This is a genomic window from Actinomadura miaoliensis (assembly GCF_039536785.1).
GTDB classification, from domain to species: domain Bacteria; phylum Actinomycetota; class Actinomycetes; order Streptosporangiales; family Streptosporangiaceae; genus Spirillospora; species Spirillospora miaoliensis.
This window is the reverse complement of record NZ_BAAAZG010000038.1, coordinates 1-16,304: the sequence shown is the minus strand read 5'-3', so window position 1 is coordinate 16,304 and position 16,304 is coordinate 1. Positions and strand designations below refer to the sequence as shown.

The window sequence follows — 16,304 nt, the reverse complement described above, 5'->3', positions numbered from 1 at the left end:
GCGGCCGTTCGCGGTGCCGGGGTCAGCGGGCGGAGCGGCGGTGGGCGATCATGGGGAGGGAGTCCACCGGCATGGTGATGGCCGGCCGGGGGCGCGGGGTGTGCCCGGGGACGGCGGCCAGGCGCCAGCGGGCGGCGATCGTGGCCAGCGTGATGATCATCTCGGTCCAGGCGAACTGGTCGCCGATGCACGCGTGCGGGCCGACGCCGAACGGCATGAACGCGCCGCGCGGCAGGTCGCGGACGCGTGCGGGCAGCCACCGGTCGGGGAGGAAGCTCTCGGGGTCGGGGTGGATGTCCGGGTTGTGGTTGAGCGCGTGGAAGCTGTAGAGGACGGGGCTGCCCGCGGGGATCAGGTAGCCGCCCAGCTCGGCGTCGCGCACGGTGACCTTGCTGAGGAACAGGCCCTGGGTGCGCACGCGGAGCGTCTCGGTCAGCACGCGCCGGGTGTAGGCGAGCGCGCGGACGTCGTCGTATCCGGCGGGCCGTCCGTCCAGCACCGCGTCCACCTCCCCGTGCAGGCGCTCCTCGACGCCGGGGTGGACGGACAGCTCGTGGAAGGTCCACGCCAGGGTGTTGCTGACGGTGTTGCTGCCGCCGATGAAGAACGTCATGACCTCGTCGTGCAGCTGCCGGTCGGTCATGGCGGGCGCGCCGTCGTCGTCGCGGGCCAGCATCATCATCGACAGCAGGTCGCCGCGGTCGGCGCCGTCGGCCCGGTAGTCGGCGATCACTCGCTCGATGGTGCGGCGCAGGTGCTTCTCGGCGCGGCGGTAGCGGCGGTCGGCCGGGGTCGGCAGGCGGGCCGCCGGGCCGCTGCCGCCGGTGACCCGCCGGAACAGCCCGCCGAGGACGACGGTGGTGGCGGCCATGAACCGGCGCCGGTCCAGCGGCGTGTCCGCCGCGAAGATCGCCTGCGTGACGTTGGCGAGCGCCAGGTCGTCCATCTCCCGTTCCACCGCGAGGCGCTGCCCGTCGTGCCAGGACTCGGCGGCCGCCGCGGCGAGGGCGCTCATGCCGGCGGCGTGGCGCACGATGCCGGTGTGGTGGAACGCGGGCTGGATCAGCGCGCGCTGCCTGCGGTGGAACTCGCCCTCGGAGGTGCCCAGGCCGTTGCCGAACAACCGGCGGAACCGCTCGGTGACGGGCCCGCCCCGGGCGAACACGTCCGGTTCGCGCTGCACCCGGCGGATCAGCCCGGGGTCGTTGACGACGTACACGCGGCGCCGGCCGAGCCGCAACGCGCAGACCGGTTCGCCGGTGCGTTGCAGCGACAGCAGCAGGTCTCCCGGCCGACGCTTCATCTCGAGGGCATGGCCGAGCAGCGGCCGTGCTCCCGGGGCCGTGGCGGGCGAACGAAGCATGGTGGTCATGGGGCGGTGTCCTCCCACTCGATCCGCCGGTGTCGCGTCATGGGGTCACCGGGGCGCCGGGCGCGTACGCGTCGAGGGCCTGGGCGAGGTCGTCCGGCGGGTCGGCGGGGACCAGCCCGCCGCCGGTGCGGGTCATGCACGCGATGGTCTGCCGTCCGCGTGCCACGAGGCGGGCGGCGCCCCGGCCCGTGAGGTAGTAGTCGAAGTCCATGGTGATCCGGCCGCCCCGGCGCTCGCGGAGGCTCATCCGGACCGAGACGGTGTCGAAGGCGTGCAGTTCGGCGTAGTAGTCGCAGGAGCAGGACACGGTCACCAGGGCGAGGTCGCCGTCGAGCCGGGCCAGCACGCCGGGCGCGTGCTCGGCGAGGAACAGCTCCCGGCATCGGCCCTGCCAGGCCAGGTGGCTGGCGAAGTAGACGTTTCCGGCGACGTTGGTGTCGGCGAACGTCACCACGTGGGTGACCTCGAAGTACCGTCTCACCGTTCCTCCCGGGCCAGGACGGCGAGGGCGATCGGGCGGGGCAGGCCCTCGACGGACACGACGGCGGAGATCACGCTGCCGGTGCCGGCGCGCAGCCGCACCCAGCCGTGCTCGTACACGCCGTCGACGGTGAGCGGCCCGCCGGGGTCGCGACCGTCCTTGGCCAGGCATTCCCGCACCGTCCACAGGCGGGTCAGGACGCGGGTCTCGGGTTCGCCGGTCATGCCGCGCAGGTGGGCGGCCTGGTCGGGCCAGGGGGCGAGGCCGCGCAGCCGGTCGAGGTCGTCGGCGTCGGCCTCCCATGCGCAGTCGCAGGCGGTGGGCGCGGCCCCGGAGACGGTCAGCAGGACGTCGCCGAGGCGGCTGCGGCAGGGCCCGTCGGCGTGGCGGGCGGACGGGCCGCGCCCGGTGGCCCCGTCGGGGCCGTCGCTCAGGGCCATCGTCAGGCGCACGTGGGCGTCCGGGAGCAACGCGTCGAGGTTGCGTTGCAGGTACGGCTCCAGCAGGACGCGGCCGAGCCGGTGCGGACCCGGTTGCGGACCCACGTCGCGCAGCCGCAGCCCCGTCCAGCTGACGACGGGACGGCCGTCGCCGTCGCGCAGCACCACGTCGTAGGTGTACTCGGCGCCGGTGTGGGAGCGCTCGGACGCGGTCAGGAGCAGGTCGCCTGGGGCTGGGGCGTCGTGGTGGACGGTGAAGGCGTCGCAGCCGACGGGAAGCAGCCGCCGGTGCGGCACGCACGCCTGGAGGACGTGGATGGAGGCGTCGTTGCGGAACGGGTCGCCGAGCCGGACGTCCGCGGGCTGCGCCGGCCCGAACGGCGACCCGGCCGGGCCGGCGCCGGTGAGGATCGCGGTGCAGCCCTTGTCGGACAGCCGTTCGTAGCGTCGCAGCCGCTGGTAACGCGGCCCGTGGAAGAACAGCGGCCCGTACAGGGCCCGCCCGTCGTGAGGCGGGACGGGTGCGCGGCCGGGTGCCTCGTCGGGCAGGCCGGGCGGTTCGGCGGCGGGCGCGACCACCCCGGTGAAGTGGTCGACGGCGAAGTCGGTCTCGTCGCTGCGCAGCGCGACGCGGACGGTGCCGTCGTCGTGGACGAGCGCGCACACCCGGACGGTGCGCGCGCCGCCGTCGTCCGGCACGGTGACGGGCCGGTCGAAGCGTCCGTCGCGGACGGCGACGCCGGTGCCGGCGCCGCGCGGGGGGCCGGTGAGCACGGCGGCTGCCTGCGCCATGGCCTCCAGGGCGCACACGGCGGGCAGCACGGCCGTGCCGTCGAGCCGGTGGTCGGCCAGGTAGGGGTCGTCGTCCAGGCTCAGTTCGGCCTCGGCGACCAGCTCGACGCCCGGTGTGCAGGCAAGGACGCGACGCAGGAAGCGGTGCTCCCCCACCGGGGCGCGCCCCGCGTCCAACTGCGGCAGGCGGCCGGTCGCCAGCACGGTGGACGACTCGGGCGCCCCCTCGACGAGCCGGGTGAGCAGCCGTACGCCGCTTTCGGCGGGCAGCGGCGTGACTCCGCCGCGGATCAGGCCGTCGAGCACGTCCAGCCGCTCCCCCATGCCCGCGCCGGACCACACCGTCCAGTCGACGTTGCAGACCCTGCAGCCGGGAAGCCGGACCGCGGTCACCCGCGCCAGTTCCCGCATGCGGCCGTTGGCCAGCGCGTAGTGCGCCTCCCCGGCCAGGCCGAACCGCCCGATGACGGATCCGAACGTGATGAGCAGGCGCAACGCGGACGTGTCGAGTTCGTCGAGCAGCATGCGCAGGCCGCGTTCCTTGGGCGCGCTGTGACCGGCGAACGCGGCGTCGTCCAGGTCGGTGAACCGCGCGGGGCGGTTGACGCCGCCGGCGTGCAGCAGCCCGGTGACCGTGCCCAGCCGGGTCGTGATCTCCTTGACGGCGGTGCGGAGCGCGGCCTCGTCGGTGACGTCCGCCGCCGCGTAGTGGAACGTCGTCCCGGCCGCGCGCAGCCGGGCGAGGCCGGCGCGCAGCTCGTCGTCGGTGCCGGGGTCGGCCCGTCCGAGCAGCCCGAGGCGCACGCCGTAGGACGCGGCCAGGTGGGCGGCGCTCTCGAGCCCGATGCCCTTGCCGCCGCCGGTCACCAGCAGCACGTCACGCGCGTCGAGCGCGATGCCGGCGGCTGCGGGGCGCATCGGGCGTGGCGTGAGGACGCAGGGGCGGTCGTCACCGTCCACGACGAGTTCCGCGTGGCCGCGCCAGGGCACGGCCAGGACGTCGGCGATCGCGCCGGCGGCGCCGTCGCCCGCCAGGACGCGGATCCAACGGATGTCGAGGCGCGGGTGTTCGCAGGCCAGCGCGCCGACGAAGCCGGACGCGGTGTCGCCTCGGTCCACGACGGTCAGGGGCGTCCCCGACCGTACGGCCAGCCGCGCCGCGTCCAGCAGGGCCGCCACCGCCGCGTCGCCGGGGTCCTCGGGCAGGAACGCGGCGATGGCGGCGGCGGCGTCGCCGTCCGTGTCGAGAAGGGGTTCGACGGCATGGCGCAGCGGCCCGTCGCCGAAGACCCGCCAGGCGTGGCGGCGCCGTTCGCGCGGCGGCTCGATCGGGTGCGGCTCCTCGACGAGCAGGCGGTGCCATTCGGCGACGCCCGCCGGGACGCCCCCGGACGCGGGTTCGGCGCCGAGGGCGGGCGGGAGCGCGGCGATCACTTCGATGAGTCCGCCGACGGTGGAGTCGGCCAGCGACGGAGGCGCGGCGGGGACGGCGCGACCGCAGCGCTCGGCCGCCCGTGCGGCCAGTTGCGCGACGCGCAGCGAGTTCAGGTGCAGGTCGCCGAGCAGGGTGTCGGCGTCGCCGATGGTGTCGGCGGGCAACTCCAGAGCGTCGGCGACCAGGGCCCGCACCGTCGACGCCACGCCGTCGTCCGGCACCGCTTCGGCGGCGGCCGGGGTCGTCGGGGTCGGGGGGGCCAACGGTTGGCGGGGGGCACCGCCGCGTTCGCACGGGCTGCCGAGGAACTCCGGTTCGCGCCACAGATCGAAGGGGCGGTGGAAGCGTTCGGCGAACAGCGCGCCGGGAAGGTCGCTGACGGCGCCCGCGGCGAACAGCGCGGCGACCGCCCGGCACAGCGGCCCGGCGGACTCGGCGCCGGTGTCCAGGGCGACCACCGGCAGGCCGCCGATCTCGGCGGCGAGCCCGGCCAGCGCGTGTCCCGGGCCGCACTCGACCAGCAGGTCGCACTCGGCGGCCAGCCCTTCCACGGCCGCGCGGAGGCGGACCGGTTCGGTGACCTGGCGGGCCAGCACCTCGCGCAGGTCGTCGGCGGCGGTGAGGACGTCGCCGGTGACCGTGGAGTGGACGCGGTGCCGAGGCGCCGCGATCGGTGTGCGGGCCAGGTGACGGGTCAGCTCCGGCACCGCCGCCGCGACCGCGGCGGTGTGGAAGGCGTGGCTGACCGGCAGCCGCCGCGCGGCGATCCCGGCCGCGCGGGCGAGTTCCAGCACGCGGGTCAGCTCGGGCAGCGCACCCGCGACGACCTGCGCGGGACCGTTGTCGGCGGCCACGCACAGCCCCGTGCCCTCGATCAGCCCGGCGACCGCGTCCGGTGGCGCGCCGATCGCGGCCATTCCGGTGCCGGGCGTGCCGTGCTCGGCCATCAGGCGGCCGCGCACGCGCACCAGCTCGCGCGCGTCCGGCTCGGCCAGCGCCCCGGCCCAGCACAGCGCGGTGATCTCGCCGAGGCTGTGCCCGGCCGCCGCCGCGGCCTCCACGCCCAGGCGGGCCAGCCAGCGCAGCCCGGCGACGGACGCGCCGAACACGGCGGGCTGCGCGACGGCGGTGTCCACGGCGTCGGCCGCGGCGTCGCCGAACTCGTCCGCCGCGTCGGGGAACACGGTGCCGAACGCACCGGCGCTCGCCCGGACGGGCGCGCCCTGCCCGGGGAACAGCAGGCCGACCCTGGAGGGGGCGCCGTGGCCGAGGAACACGCCGCGCTGCTCGGCCCAGCCGCCGTCGAGCGCCCCGTGCGGGGGCTCGTCCAGCAGGCGTCGGGCGCGTTCGGCGCGGCGGGCCAGCTGCTCGGGGTCGCGGGCGACGATGGCGGCGCGCCAGGGCGCGTCGGCGCGGGACGACGCGGCCAGGGAGGCCGCCAGGTCGGTGTGCTCGGCGCGGGACATGGTGGCGGCGCGCACGACGGTGCGTTCCAGGGCCGCCGCCAGCGCGTCGCGGGTGTCGGCGGCGTAGGCGAACACCTCGGCGTCCAGCCCGGGACGGGCGACACGGCGTTCCACCGGTGTCAGGCGGCGGGCGCGACGCGGCGCGGCGCCTTCGAGGACGACGTGGGTGTTGACGCCGCCGAAGCCCATGGCGCTGACGGCGGCGCGCAGCGGGGCGTCCGGCCATGGCGCGGCTTCGGACGTGACCTGGACCGGTGTCCGCGGGTCGCGCAGCAGCTCGTGCGGCTCCCGGCAGCCGGTCGTCGGCGGGATCACCTGGCGGCGCAGCGCCATCGCGGCCTTGATGAGCCCCGCGGCACCCGCCGCCGCCTTGGTGTGCCCGATGTTCGCCTTGATCGACCCGAGCGCGGCGGGTGCGCGGCGGCGCGCTCCCGCGTGGACCTCGATGAGCGCGCCGAGTTCGGCCCGGTCGCCGACCTCCGTGCCGGTGCCGTGCCCCTCGAACAGCGCGACGGTGTCGGGGCCGAAGCCCGCCCGGTCGTAGGCCCGCCGCATGGCCAGCAGTTGCCCGTCGCGTTCGGGCCGGGTCAGCCCGCCGCGTCCGTCGGACGACACGCCCCAGCCGCGGATCAGCGTCAGCGGCGTGAGCCCGGCGTCGCGGGCGTCGGCGGCCCGCATCAGCGCGACCATGCCGCACCCCTCGCCCGGGAGGAACCCGGTGGGACTGGCGTCGTAGACGCGCATGGCCGAGGTCGCCAGCGCTCCCGTCCGGGCGAAGCCGACCAGCTCGAACGGGTCCAGACTGAGATCCACGCCGCCCGCGAGGACGAAGTCGAGGTCGCCCGCCGTCAGGGCCGTGCACGCCGAGGTGACCGCCAGCAGCGACGAGGCGCACGCGGCGTCCACCGTGAAACCGCCGCCGCGCAGGCCGAAGTGGTTGCACACGCGGCCCGCGATGGCGTTCGCCAGGCCGCCGACCAGGCTTTCGTCGGTGGGCTCGGCGAACGGCTCCTTGTAGCGGCGCTCGGCCCGGCACAGCGCCGCGTCCAGGTCCGGCCCGGTCACACCGAGCGAGGTCAGCGTCTCCCCCAGCACGCGGCGCACGTAGGGCCAGCGCAGCCGCATGACCGCGGCGCGGCTGAACTCGCCGCCCATGCTGTTGCCCAGGATCACGCCCGCGCGGTCGGCGTCCAGGCCGCGGGCCTCGGGGAAACCGGCGGCGGCCAGCGTCCGCGCGGCCACGTCGAGGGCGAGCCACTGCGTCGGGTCGGTGACCGCGAACGTGGCGCCGGGAACCCGGTGCCGGGCCCGGTCGAACGACCAGCCGTCCAGCACGGCCGCGCGGCGCACGTAGGTGAGGTCGGGGGCCTCGCGGTCGCCGCGGCCGTGGTCGGCCAGGTCGAGCCGGGTGCGCGGCAGCGGCCGGAAGGCCCTGCGTCTGGAGAGCGCCAGTTCCCACAGCCCGTCGGGGCTCGGTGCGTCGGGGTAGCGGCAGCCCGCGCCCACGACGGCGATCGCGTCGCTCGTACCGCTCACAGCTCACCGTGCCTTTCGGACGCGGCGGCCGGGCGCGGGGCCGGGACGCGGGCGGGCATGGGGAGGGGGGCGCGGTCGCCCGCCCGCCACCGCCGCACCGCCGGCCGCGCCGCCAGCCACAGGCCGCGCAGGCCGCACACGATGACCAGGGCGAAGAACAGCCCGTACACGACGTGGAACCAGACGAGCAGCCCGTACGCCGCCGCGGTGGCCGCGCCGAACGCGACCTGGTCGCGCGGCCGCACCGGGGTGGTGCCCGGGTCGGTGATCATGTAGTTGGTGAACAGCACGAACGCCACGCCGGTCATCACCAGCAGGGCGCTGGCGGTCGCGGTGCCCTCGACGGCGGTGCGGACCACGGCCTGCGCCGCGAACCCGCCCACCCAGGCCAGGATCAGCGGCATCCTGCCGGTCAGCATGGCGTTCAGCGCGGTGCCGGAGGCCAGGATCAGCGCGGGCACCACCCAGTCGAGCGGGCCGCCGATCCACTCGGTGAACTGGTAGGGCGGCGCGATGCCGACCCAAGGGAACAGCACCAGCACGGCGGCGATGCCCAGGTTGGAGGGGTTGAACACGTGCCGCGTCCGTCCGTCGACGCGGACCCGCAGCAGGTATTTGGACGTGATCGCGACGGTCACGGCCAGCGCCACCGGGCCCAGGCGGCTGTTGGCGTACAGCAGCATCGCGCAGGCCAGCCCGGTGATGTGCGCGGGCAGCAGGAAGTCGGCCACGGCGCGGACGCCGCCGCCGTACTTGACCGGACGCCGGTGGGCCCATGCCTCCACCGTCTCCAGGCCGAGCTCCAGCGCGTAGGCCACGGCCAGGGCCGTCAGGGGGGTCGCGTACGCCTGCTCGAAGCCGAGCACGGTGTGGCCGAGAACGGTGAACACCGAGATGGACACCGCGAACCGGCGCAGCGCCATGATCCGCGGGTCCCTGGTGGGAGTGGGGGTCACGATGCCTTCTCTCGGATCGAACCGTCGGAGGCGAGCACCAGGTCGTGCCAGCCGGGCGCCAGGCGGATCCGCCCGGTGCGCAGGACGCCGCAGGCGTCCCGCCAGCTCACGGTGACCGGCGCGGCGGCCGTGCGGGCGGTGGTGCCGGCGGGCAGCCCGAACAGCAGGTCGGGAGAGGACACGCCCGCGTGCCCGTTGGCGGGGTACGCCTGCCGGACCCGCACGCCCCGGCCGCCGGCGTCCACTCGGGCCGCCGCGCCGATGGCGGGTGTCAGCGCCACGCCGGCGGAACCCCGGGAGGCGTCCTGGCAGGTGCCCGCGGGACGCAGCAGCCGCAGCCCCAGGTAGGGCGGCCGGGCGGCGCGGGTGTTGCGGTAGAACTGGGACTGCCGCCACTGGTTGGCGACCGCGAAGTCCAGCCGTCCGTCGCGGTCGACGTCGGCGAGCGCCAGCCCCCGGGACACTCCGGGGTCGGCGACGCCGAGCCGCCGGGCCAGGTCGTGGAAGCGGCCGTCCGCGCCGCGTACGAAGAACGGGTTGGGGTCGTCGCCGGAGACGTCGTCGCGGCCCGGCGCGAAACGCGGCCACGCGCCGGGGCGGGCCAGCAGGTCGTCGTTGGTCATCGCCAGCTCCTGCAGTTCCGGCCAGCGGTTGACCCGGCCCCGGACGAATCCGGTGGCCTGGAGGATCTGGTCGGTGCCGGTGCCGGCGAAGTCGCCGGTCTTGACGTCCCAGCCCCAGCCGGAGCGCGACAGCCCCAGCGACTCGCTGTGGTCGTCGTAGTGGGCGGTGCCGCCGCGCAGCACGTCCCGTCTGGTGCTCAGCCAGGCGAAGTTGCTCTCCAGCAGCCCGTACTGCTCGGTGATGTTGCTGACCACCATGTCGGGCACGCCGTCGGTGTTGAGGTCGGTGAACGCGACGCCCATGCCCTTGAACGAGTCCTTGCCCAGCACTTTCGACTTGGGGGTGGTCAGGTGCCGGGTGCCCTCGACGAGCCGCAGCCGCACCCGTCCGGGCTCGGACTGGTTGCGCAGCAGCCGGTCGGGGCCGAAGTCGTTGGCGAAGTACAGTTCGGGGCGGCCGTCACCGTCGAGGTCCTGCGCGCCCGTGGCCAGCGTCCAGCCCTTGGCGACCCGGTCGGGGAACGGCTGGGGCACGGCGCCGAACGAGGCGTCGGGCTGCTCGCCGCCGGCGCCGGAGCGCCACAGCAGGATGCGGTTGACGCCCCCGTTGTAGGCCGCCGACATGGAGCGCTGCATGACCAGCTCGCTCTGGCGGGCCGCGGTGTCCAGCACCCGCGCGCGGTCCGGGAAGTAGTTGCCGACCACGATGTCGGTGTGGCCGTCGCCGTCAACGTCGGCGAGCGTCACCGCGTTGGTGTTCCACACCTGGTACGGCGTGACCAGCTCACGCGGCGCGAACGCCCTGGCCGTGCCCAGGGGCGCGGGCGTGCGCAGGAACAGCACCGGTGACCGGCCCCAGTAGTGGACCATCACGTCGGGGCGTCCGTCCTCGTTGTAGTCGCCGGGCGTGCAGCCCATCGGCGCCATCGTCGCGTCGTAGGGCAGCGCGCCGGCGGGTGTCAGGAGCGTCGCGGGGAAGCGGGCGCCGGTGTGGGGGACGGGGGCCAGGGTCACCGAGTCGTCCCGGGGGTCGACGACGCAGAACTCGTCGGGGCGGCCGTTGCCGTCGACGTCGGCCAGCGCGACGGCCGCCCCGACCGAGGAGATCCAATGGCGGATGTGCCGGTACGCCGGTGCGACCGCGCGGACCTCCCGGGGCACGACCGCGTCGTTCAGGGGGACCCGTTCGAAGGCGAACCCGGCGGCCAGCCGCCGCAACTCCGCCTGCGAGGCGTCCGGGAGGGTGGCCACCTGCCAGGCCACCAGCAGCAGGATCACCGAGCAGATCTGCACCAGGCGGGCGCGCGACCGGGCGATCACGCCGCGCCGCCCTGGGCCCGCCAGGCGCCGCGGATCTCGGCACGCCACCGCTCGTAGCGCCCGGCCGGGTCGTCGCCGTCGCCCACCGTCCGCAGGGCGTCGTCGGTCCAGCCCGCGGCGACCGGGGCAGCCACCCCGCACAGCGCTTGGATCGCCGCCCGCGACGGCTCGGGCACCTCGCCGGAGAGCACGTGCGCCTTGGCGGCGAACGCGGCGCCCTGGGCGAGGTGGTCGCGGTATCCGGCGGCCGCGCCGGTCAGTTGCGGCAGCCGCGGTGCGGGCAGCGCGCCGGTGTAGGCGGCGGCGAGGCCCACGCCGGCCCACAGGTCGGCACGGCGCCGTTCGGGGAACGCGGCGATGACGCCCGCGATCCGCTGCGGGTCGGCGCCCGCGTGGAACCACAGCGCGCGTCCGGCGCCCTGGTCGCGCACCGGGGCCGCCGGGCCGCGCGCCGCCCGTTCGACCCGCTGCCGCCCGAAGACGTCCCCGGGCCGGAAGTACGCCTGGTGGAAGCCCCATCCGTCCCAGGCGAGACGGCGCAGCAGCCCGTCCCCGAAGCGCACCGTGCGCCAGGGCGGCATGTGGAGGCGCGCGAACGCCCAGCCCGCCCCGACGTGGAGGAGGTGGGTGTAGCGCCGTCCGGGACCGTCGGCCAGGCCGGCGAGCCTGCGGCCACGGGACAGGGTGAGCAGGTCGAGCAGCGTGCGGCTCATCGCCGCGCCCTCGTAGGCGAAGCCGCGGAACTCGTGCGGGACGTACGACAGGTCGAGCTGCCCGCGCGGAACCGCGAGCGCTGCGTTGTAGCCCGACGCGAAGGCCCGCACCGCCGAATCGAGCCGGTCGCGCACCTCGGGATCGGCGGCGAATTCCCCGCCCCTGGGCCGCAGCCTTTTCGCGTTCAGCATGAACGGCCGCAGATGCCGGGAAATAACGGGCGTTTTCTGCGCATTCTGCGTGGTGACCATTGCCACCCCTCTCGCGGGCACCGCCCGCGACGTGGTCGGCTACAAGAAGGTAAAGCGCAATTTATTATGATCACCACGGGGGTGGCCATGTCCGGACGGGTAAGCAATGCCGACCCGGCGTCAGAGCAGGACTGGCCCGTTCGTCACCATTTCCGCCGCCGGGTAAAAGCTGGTCAAACTCCGTGACACGGGGCGGGGTCAGGCGTCTCCGGACAGCAGCAGTCCCTGCATCGCGTACGGCGCGGCCTCCATCTGGAAGTCCAGCGTGGGGTGGTGCCGCCGCACCGCCCCCTCGGCCGCCAGCAGGCACAGCATCGGGAAGACGAACTCCGGCTCGGCGAACAGCCGGTACCGGCGCTGCAGGTCGAACAGCTCCAGGCAGAACGCGGGCAGGTCGAACTCCGCCGCCGTCCTGCCCTCGGCACGCTCGACCAGGTCGGCGACCCGGCGGCGGAACGCGCCCAGGTCGGCGCCGGGCTCGACGCGCCGCACGCTGGCCAGCAGCGCCCGCGCGCACAGCTCGCCGTCGCCCCGGATCATGCCGCCGAAGAACTCGGTGAACCGGCGGCGCGCGGACGCGCTGAGCGCCACGACGAACCCGGCGTCCAGGAGCACCACGCCGCCTCCGCGCACGAGGTACACGTTGCCCTGGTGCAGGTCGGCGTGGACGCGGCCGGTCACGAACAGCATCCGGTAGACCGCGCGGACGAGGCGCGTCACCGCCTCCCGGCGTTCGCCGCGGGTCAGCGAGCACTCCGCGCCGCGGTCGAGGCCCTCGACGAACTCCATGGTGATGACGCCGTCACCGCACAGTTCGGGGACCACGTCCGGCACGACCACGCCGGGGACGTCGGCCAGGTCCGCGCGCAGCCGCCGCAGGTTGGCCGCCTCCGCCGCGAAGTCGAGCTGCCCGGTCAGCGCCTGCGCGACCCGGGCGGCGATCTCGGCGAGCGGGACGCGCCGCAGGAACGGCAGCCGTCCGGCCGCCGCGGCGGCGCCGCGCAGCAGCGCCATGTCGGCCGCGAGCGCGTCGCCGACACCGGGACGCCGCACCTTGACCGCGACCGCGCGTCCGCCCACCCGCGCCCGGTAGACGCAGGCGATCGATCCGCTCGCCACCGGCGGCGCCGCGCACGCCGCGGCCAGCTCCGGCGGCGCGCCCGGCAGCGCCGCGCGGACCGCGCGGACCGCCTGCCGCGCGGTCATCGGCGCCACGTCGTCCTGCAGCCGTCCGAGGGCGTCGGCGACGGTCTCCCCCACCAGGTCCGGTCGTGCCCCCAGGAACTGCCCCGCCTTCAAGAAGGCGCCGCCGAGCCGCTCCAGCACCCTCGCGAGTTCCTCGGCCCCGCGCCGGTCACGTCTTCCCCGCCGCGTCAGCGCCGTGCGCACGGCGGCGGGCACCGCCAGTGCCACCACGCGCACCGCCCGCCCGGCGCACCGCGCGCCGACCTTCACGCCTCCGCGCACGGATCAGCCGTCCTGGCCGGTGAGAGCGCGTTCGAGGTGGTCGCGCAGGTGCGCCGGGTCGTGGTCGAAGGCGTCCTCGGGCACCGTGACCGGATCGCCCGCCCGGTGGAACTCGGTGGTGCGGCCTGACGGCGGCAGCGACACGCGGACGCGCCGGGGCAGGCCGCCGCTGTCGGGACGGCCCGGTTCGGCGATCTCCCAGCGGCGGACCGGCTCGCGGCGGCGTTCCACGCTGCGGGCCACCACCAGGCCGGTGCGCGGGTCGGTCGCCTCGGTCACCGTCAGGCCGGGCGTGCTCGCCGGACCGAGGTAGCAGCACGCCCGCGCGTCCGGCCAGGCGCTCCAGGACATGTCGGTGTCCCGGTCCTCCGGGGCGGCGCCCAGCCGGGGGTAGCGCCAGGCCATCAGGTCCAGATAGCCGATCTCCGTCAGCGGCAGGCATCCCAGGACCTGCCGTTCGACGACCCGCACGGAACGCGGCATCGTCGGGACGAAGGTCCGCACGTCGCACACGCGGCGCGCCGGGTCCTCGCTGATGCGCACCCAGGTGCCCGCGAGGGTCACGGGGGCCAGCACGAACAGGGCCGTCTCGGCGGACCCGCCGCGCAGCCGGCGCGCGATCAGGTAGCGCATGGGGCGCCGTCCGATCGAGGCGCGCACGGCGAACCCGAACGAGGTCAGCGGACCGGCGTCGAGGTTCGGCCGGTCGCCGAGCCCGTGGCCCGCGCGTGGCGGCGCGGTCGCGGCCTCGCCCGTGGCGGTGGCCGTCGTGGCGGTTCGTGTCTCGCCGGCTCGTGCCTCATCGGCGCCCATGCTCACCCCGTCCCGTCGATGGCGGCAGTTCACAGAAAGTGAAGGCGCGATACGGGAACGTAGTCAATACGGGGACCGCCCGCAGTGCGGCGACGGGTAAAAAATGAGGCGGACGCGTCAGCCGACGAGCCCGAGCAGGCGCGAGCAGCGCAGGACGGCCTCGCCGTCGCCCTCCATCACCAGCCGCTTGGTCAGCGTCGCCTCCAGCGGGCTCAGCCTGCCGGCGCCGATCTCCACGAACGTCACCGCGTCGGTGTGGACGGTCAGCGCGGGCTCCCCGTCGGCCTTGCCGTGGGCAACCGAAACCCGGCCGTCCCGCACCGTCACGTGGAAGACCTCGCCGTCGACGCGGAACTCGTACTGCTCGTCGACCTCGGCGGCCGAGGGGTCCACCATCGCCTCGACGGCGAGCATGGTCCAGCGCGGCCGCACGGCGTCCTCGGCCGCCGGCGTCGACAGCACGCCGAGCCCCCAGCGCGCCAGGGCGAGCACCGCCTCGCGCAGGCCCTCGCCCTGCTCGGTCAGCTCGTACAGCCGGATCTTGGCGCCCTCCTGGCGGCGCTGCCGCACCAGCCCGGTCTCGGTGAGGAACTTCAGCCGGTCGGCCAGCAGGTTGGTGCCGATGCCCGGCAGGTTGGCCAGCAGCTCGTTGTAGCGGCACGGGCCGGTGAGCAGCTCACGGATGATCAGCAGCGTCCAGCGCTCGCCGACGATGTCGAGCGTCCCGGCGAGCCCGCAGTACTGTCCGTAATTGCGGCGCTGTTGCTTCACGGCTCGTTCCTCCCCGCTTCCACTTGACAAGTGTATTCCTTTGCGGGTCGATCCGGCCCGCCGCGACGGTGCTGACGCGGCAAATCCGCTTACGATTCGTATAGTTCCCCGGATCTGGTGGAGGTGGCCTTGGCGGCACCGTTCGACGCCCTCCCGCTGCCCGACCTCGCCGACGCGGCTCTCGGCAGGGCCGCCGGGCTGGGCGCACGGCACGCCGCGGTCCTGGTGACACGGGTGCGGACCGGCACGGACCTGCTCTACGACGGACGCCCCGCCGGCGGACACGACGCGACGGACACCGCCCTCGGTGTCCGGGTGATCCGCGACGGCGTTCGGGGGTTCGCCTCCACCGACGACATCGGCACGTCGGCGGCGGCGGACGCCGCCGCGCGGGCGGTGTCCCGGGCGCGCGCCTGCCGGGCGATCACGGCGGTGCCGTCCGACCCGGTGGACGAACCGGTGCATCGCGACACTGGCTGGTCGTCGCCGTGCCGCGTCGACCCGTTCGGCGTCCCGCGCGCCGAACGGGCGCGGCGGCTGGCCGACTGGAGCCGCCGGCTGCTCGCCCACCGGCCCGTGACGCACGTGCACGCCAAGCTCGTGGCGGTCCGGGAGGAGAAGTTCTACGCCGACCTGGCGGGCACGGTGACCGTGCAGCGGCGGGTCCGGATCCATCCCCAGGTGACGGCCCTGGGCGTCGGCCCGGGGACGGCGGCCTCGCTGCGCACGGCCGGGCCGCCGACCGCGCGGGGCCTGGAGTACCTCGACGGCGACGGCTGGGACTGGGACGCCGAGCTGGCCGCGCTGCCCGGCCACCTGGCCGGCAAGCTGCGGGCGCCCGCGGTCGAGCCCGGCGAGCGCACCTTGGTGATCGACCCGTCCAACCTGTGGCTGACCGTCCACGAGTCGGTGGGACACGCCACCGAGCTGGACCGGGCCCTCGGTCACGAGGCCGGGTACGCGGGCACCACCTTCGCCGATCCCGCCGCACGCGGGGTGCTGCGGTACGGGGCGAAGCCGATGAACGTCACGGCCGACCGGACGGCCGAGCACGGCCTGGCGACGGTGGGCTACGACGACGAGGGGGTGGCCGCGCAGGCGTGGGACCTGGTCCGCGACGGCGTGCTCACCGGCTTCCAGCTGGACCGGAGCACCGCGCGCCTGGCCGGGGCCGAGCGCTCCAACGGCTGCGCGTACGCCGAGTCGGCGCGGCATGTCCCGCTGCCGCGCATGCCGAACGTGTCGCTGTGCCCCGCGCCGGACGGGCCGTCCACCGAGGAGCTGATCTCCGACGTCACCGACGGGCTCTACCTCGTCGGCTCGGGCGGCTGGTCGATCGACACCGAGCGCCGCACCTTCCAGTTCACCGCCCAGCGCTGCCACCGGATCCGCCGCGGGCGCCTGGCCGGGCAGGTCCGCGACGTCGCCTACCAGGCCGACACGCTGGCGTTCTGGAACTCCCTGTGCGCGGTGGGCGGCCCCGTCGACTACCGCCTGTTCGGCGCCGACCTGTGCGGCAAGGGCCAGCCGGTGCAGGTGGCCGCGGCGAGTCACGGCTGTCCCCCGGCCGTCTTCCACCGGGTCCGGGTCGTCAACGCCGCCCGTGAGGCCGGTCTGTGAGCGAGTGCCCGAAGGAGGCGGCGCGGTGAGGCGAGCACAGGACGTGGCGGAACGGGCGCTGGCGGCGTGCGGCGCCGACGAGTGCGCGGTGATCGTCGACGAGTCGGACGGCTCCTTTCTGCGGTGGGCCGGGAACTCCATGACCGCCAACGGGACGGGACGCGAGCGCCGCGTGACCGTCGTCGCCATCGTCGGCGGCAAGGCGGGACGGGCCGTCGGCACCGTGTCGTGCGGCGGCCCGGCGGCC

General features: G+C 75.6%; 10 protein-coding genes and 1 pseudogene. 2 read left to right on the top strand and 9 right to left on the bottom strand.

The window, feature by feature from the left end; translation table 11 throughout:
• Positions 1-22: 22 nt before the first annotated feature.
• The 9 genes from ABD811_RS24870 to ABD811_RS24830 form a co-directional block, all read right to left on the bottom strand.
• Positions 23-1,372 carry a cytochrome P450 gene (locus ABD811_RS24870; protein ID WP_344952295.1) on the bottom strand — a complete coding sequence of 450 codons (1,350 nt, stop codon included), beginning with the start codon at positions 1,370-1,372 and terminating at the stop codon, positions 23-25.
• Between the two features lie 37 nt (positions 1,373-1,409).
• A complete protein-coding gene (locus ABD811_RS24865) occupies positions 1,410-1,853 on the bottom strand; it encodes an acyl-CoA thioesterase (RefSeq protein WP_344952292.1) in 444 nt (147 codons plus the stop codon).
• Positions 1,850-7,522: an SDR family NAD(P)-dependent oxidoreductase gene (locus ABD811_RS24860; RefSeq protein ID WP_344952289.1), complete on the bottom strand. Its 5,673-nt coding sequence runs from the start codon at positions 7,520-7,522 to the stop codon at positions 1,850-1,852. Before ABD811_RS24860 ends, ABD811_RS24865 begins: the two co-directional genes overlap by 4 nt.
• Complete coding sequence (locus ABD811_RS24855) at positions 7,519-8,478, bottom strand: enediyne biosynthesis protein UnbU (protein WP_344952286.1); 960 nt, start codon at positions 8,476-8,478, stop codon at positions 7,519-7,521. Before ABD811_RS24855 ends, ABD811_RS24860 begins: the two co-directional genes overlap by 4 nt.
• Complete coding sequence (locus tag ABD811_RS24850; RefSeq protein ID WP_344952284.1) at positions 8,475-10,421, bottom strand: FG-GAP repeat domain-containing protein; 1,947 nt, start codon at positions 10,419-10,421, stop codon at positions 8,475-8,477. The genes ABD811_RS24855 and ABD811_RS24850 overlap by 4 nt, the downstream gene beginning before the upstream one ends.
• A complete protein-coding gene (locus ABD811_RS24845; RefSeq protein ID WP_344952282.1) occupies positions 10,418-11,326 on the bottom strand; it encodes a DUF1702 family protein in 909 nt (302 codons plus the stop codon). The genes ABD811_RS24850 and ABD811_RS24845 overlap by 4 nt, the downstream gene beginning before the upstream one ends.
• 258 nt (positions 11,327-11,584) lie before the next feature.
• Positions 11,585-12,853: an ABC1 kinase family protein gene (locus tag ABD811_RS24840; protein ID WP_344952279.1), complete on the bottom strand. Its 1,269-nt coding sequence runs from the start codon at positions 12,851-12,853 to the stop codon at positions 11,585-11,587.
• A gap of 3 nt (positions 12,854-12,856) precedes the next feature.
• On the bottom strand, positions 12,857-13,666 hold the full coding sequence (locus ABD811_RS24835; protein ID WP_344952277.1) for a hypothetical protein: 810 nt from the start codon (positions 13,664-13,666) through the stop codon (positions 12,857-12,859).
• A 117-nt stretch (positions 13,667-13,783) separates the two neighbouring features.
• On the bottom strand, positions 13,784-14,437 hold the full coding sequence (locus tag ABD811_RS24830; protein WP_344952275.1) for a winged helix-turn-helix transcriptional regulator: 654 nt from the start codon (positions 14,435-14,437) through the stop codon (positions 13,784-13,786).
• Positions 14,438-14,566: 129 nt separating this feature from the next.
• Between ABD811_RS24830 and ABD811_RS24825 the strand changes: the two genes are divergently transcribed.
• Together ABD811_RS24825 and ABD811_RS24820 are read left to right on the top strand one after the other, a co-directional pair.
• Positions 14,567-16,057 (top strand): TldD/PmbA family protein, encoded by a 1,491-nt coding sequence (locus ABD811_RS24825; protein ID WP_344952273.1) that lies wholly within the window; start codon positions 14,567-14,569, stop codon positions 16,055-16,057.
• Between the two features lie 25 nt (positions 16,058-16,082).
• Positions 16,083-16,304, top strand: a pseudogene (locus ABD811_RS24820) (TldD/PmbA family protein); the annotation flags it as partial.

Excerpts from the sequence above, each read along its gene's own strand:
- ABD811_RS24870 (WP_344952295.1), bottom strand. The coding sequence starts at position 1,372 with ATGACCACCATGCTTCGTTCGCCCGCCACGGCCCCGGGAGCACGGCCG.
- ABD811_RS24845 (WP_344952282.1), bottom strand. The coding sequence starts at position 11,326 with ATGCTGAACGCGAAAAGGCTGCGGCCCAGGGGCGGGGAATTCGCCGCC.
- ABD811_RS24835 (WP_344952277.1), bottom strand. The coding sequence starts at position 13,666 with ATGGGCGCCGATGAGGCACGAGCCGGCGAGACACGAACCGCCACGACG.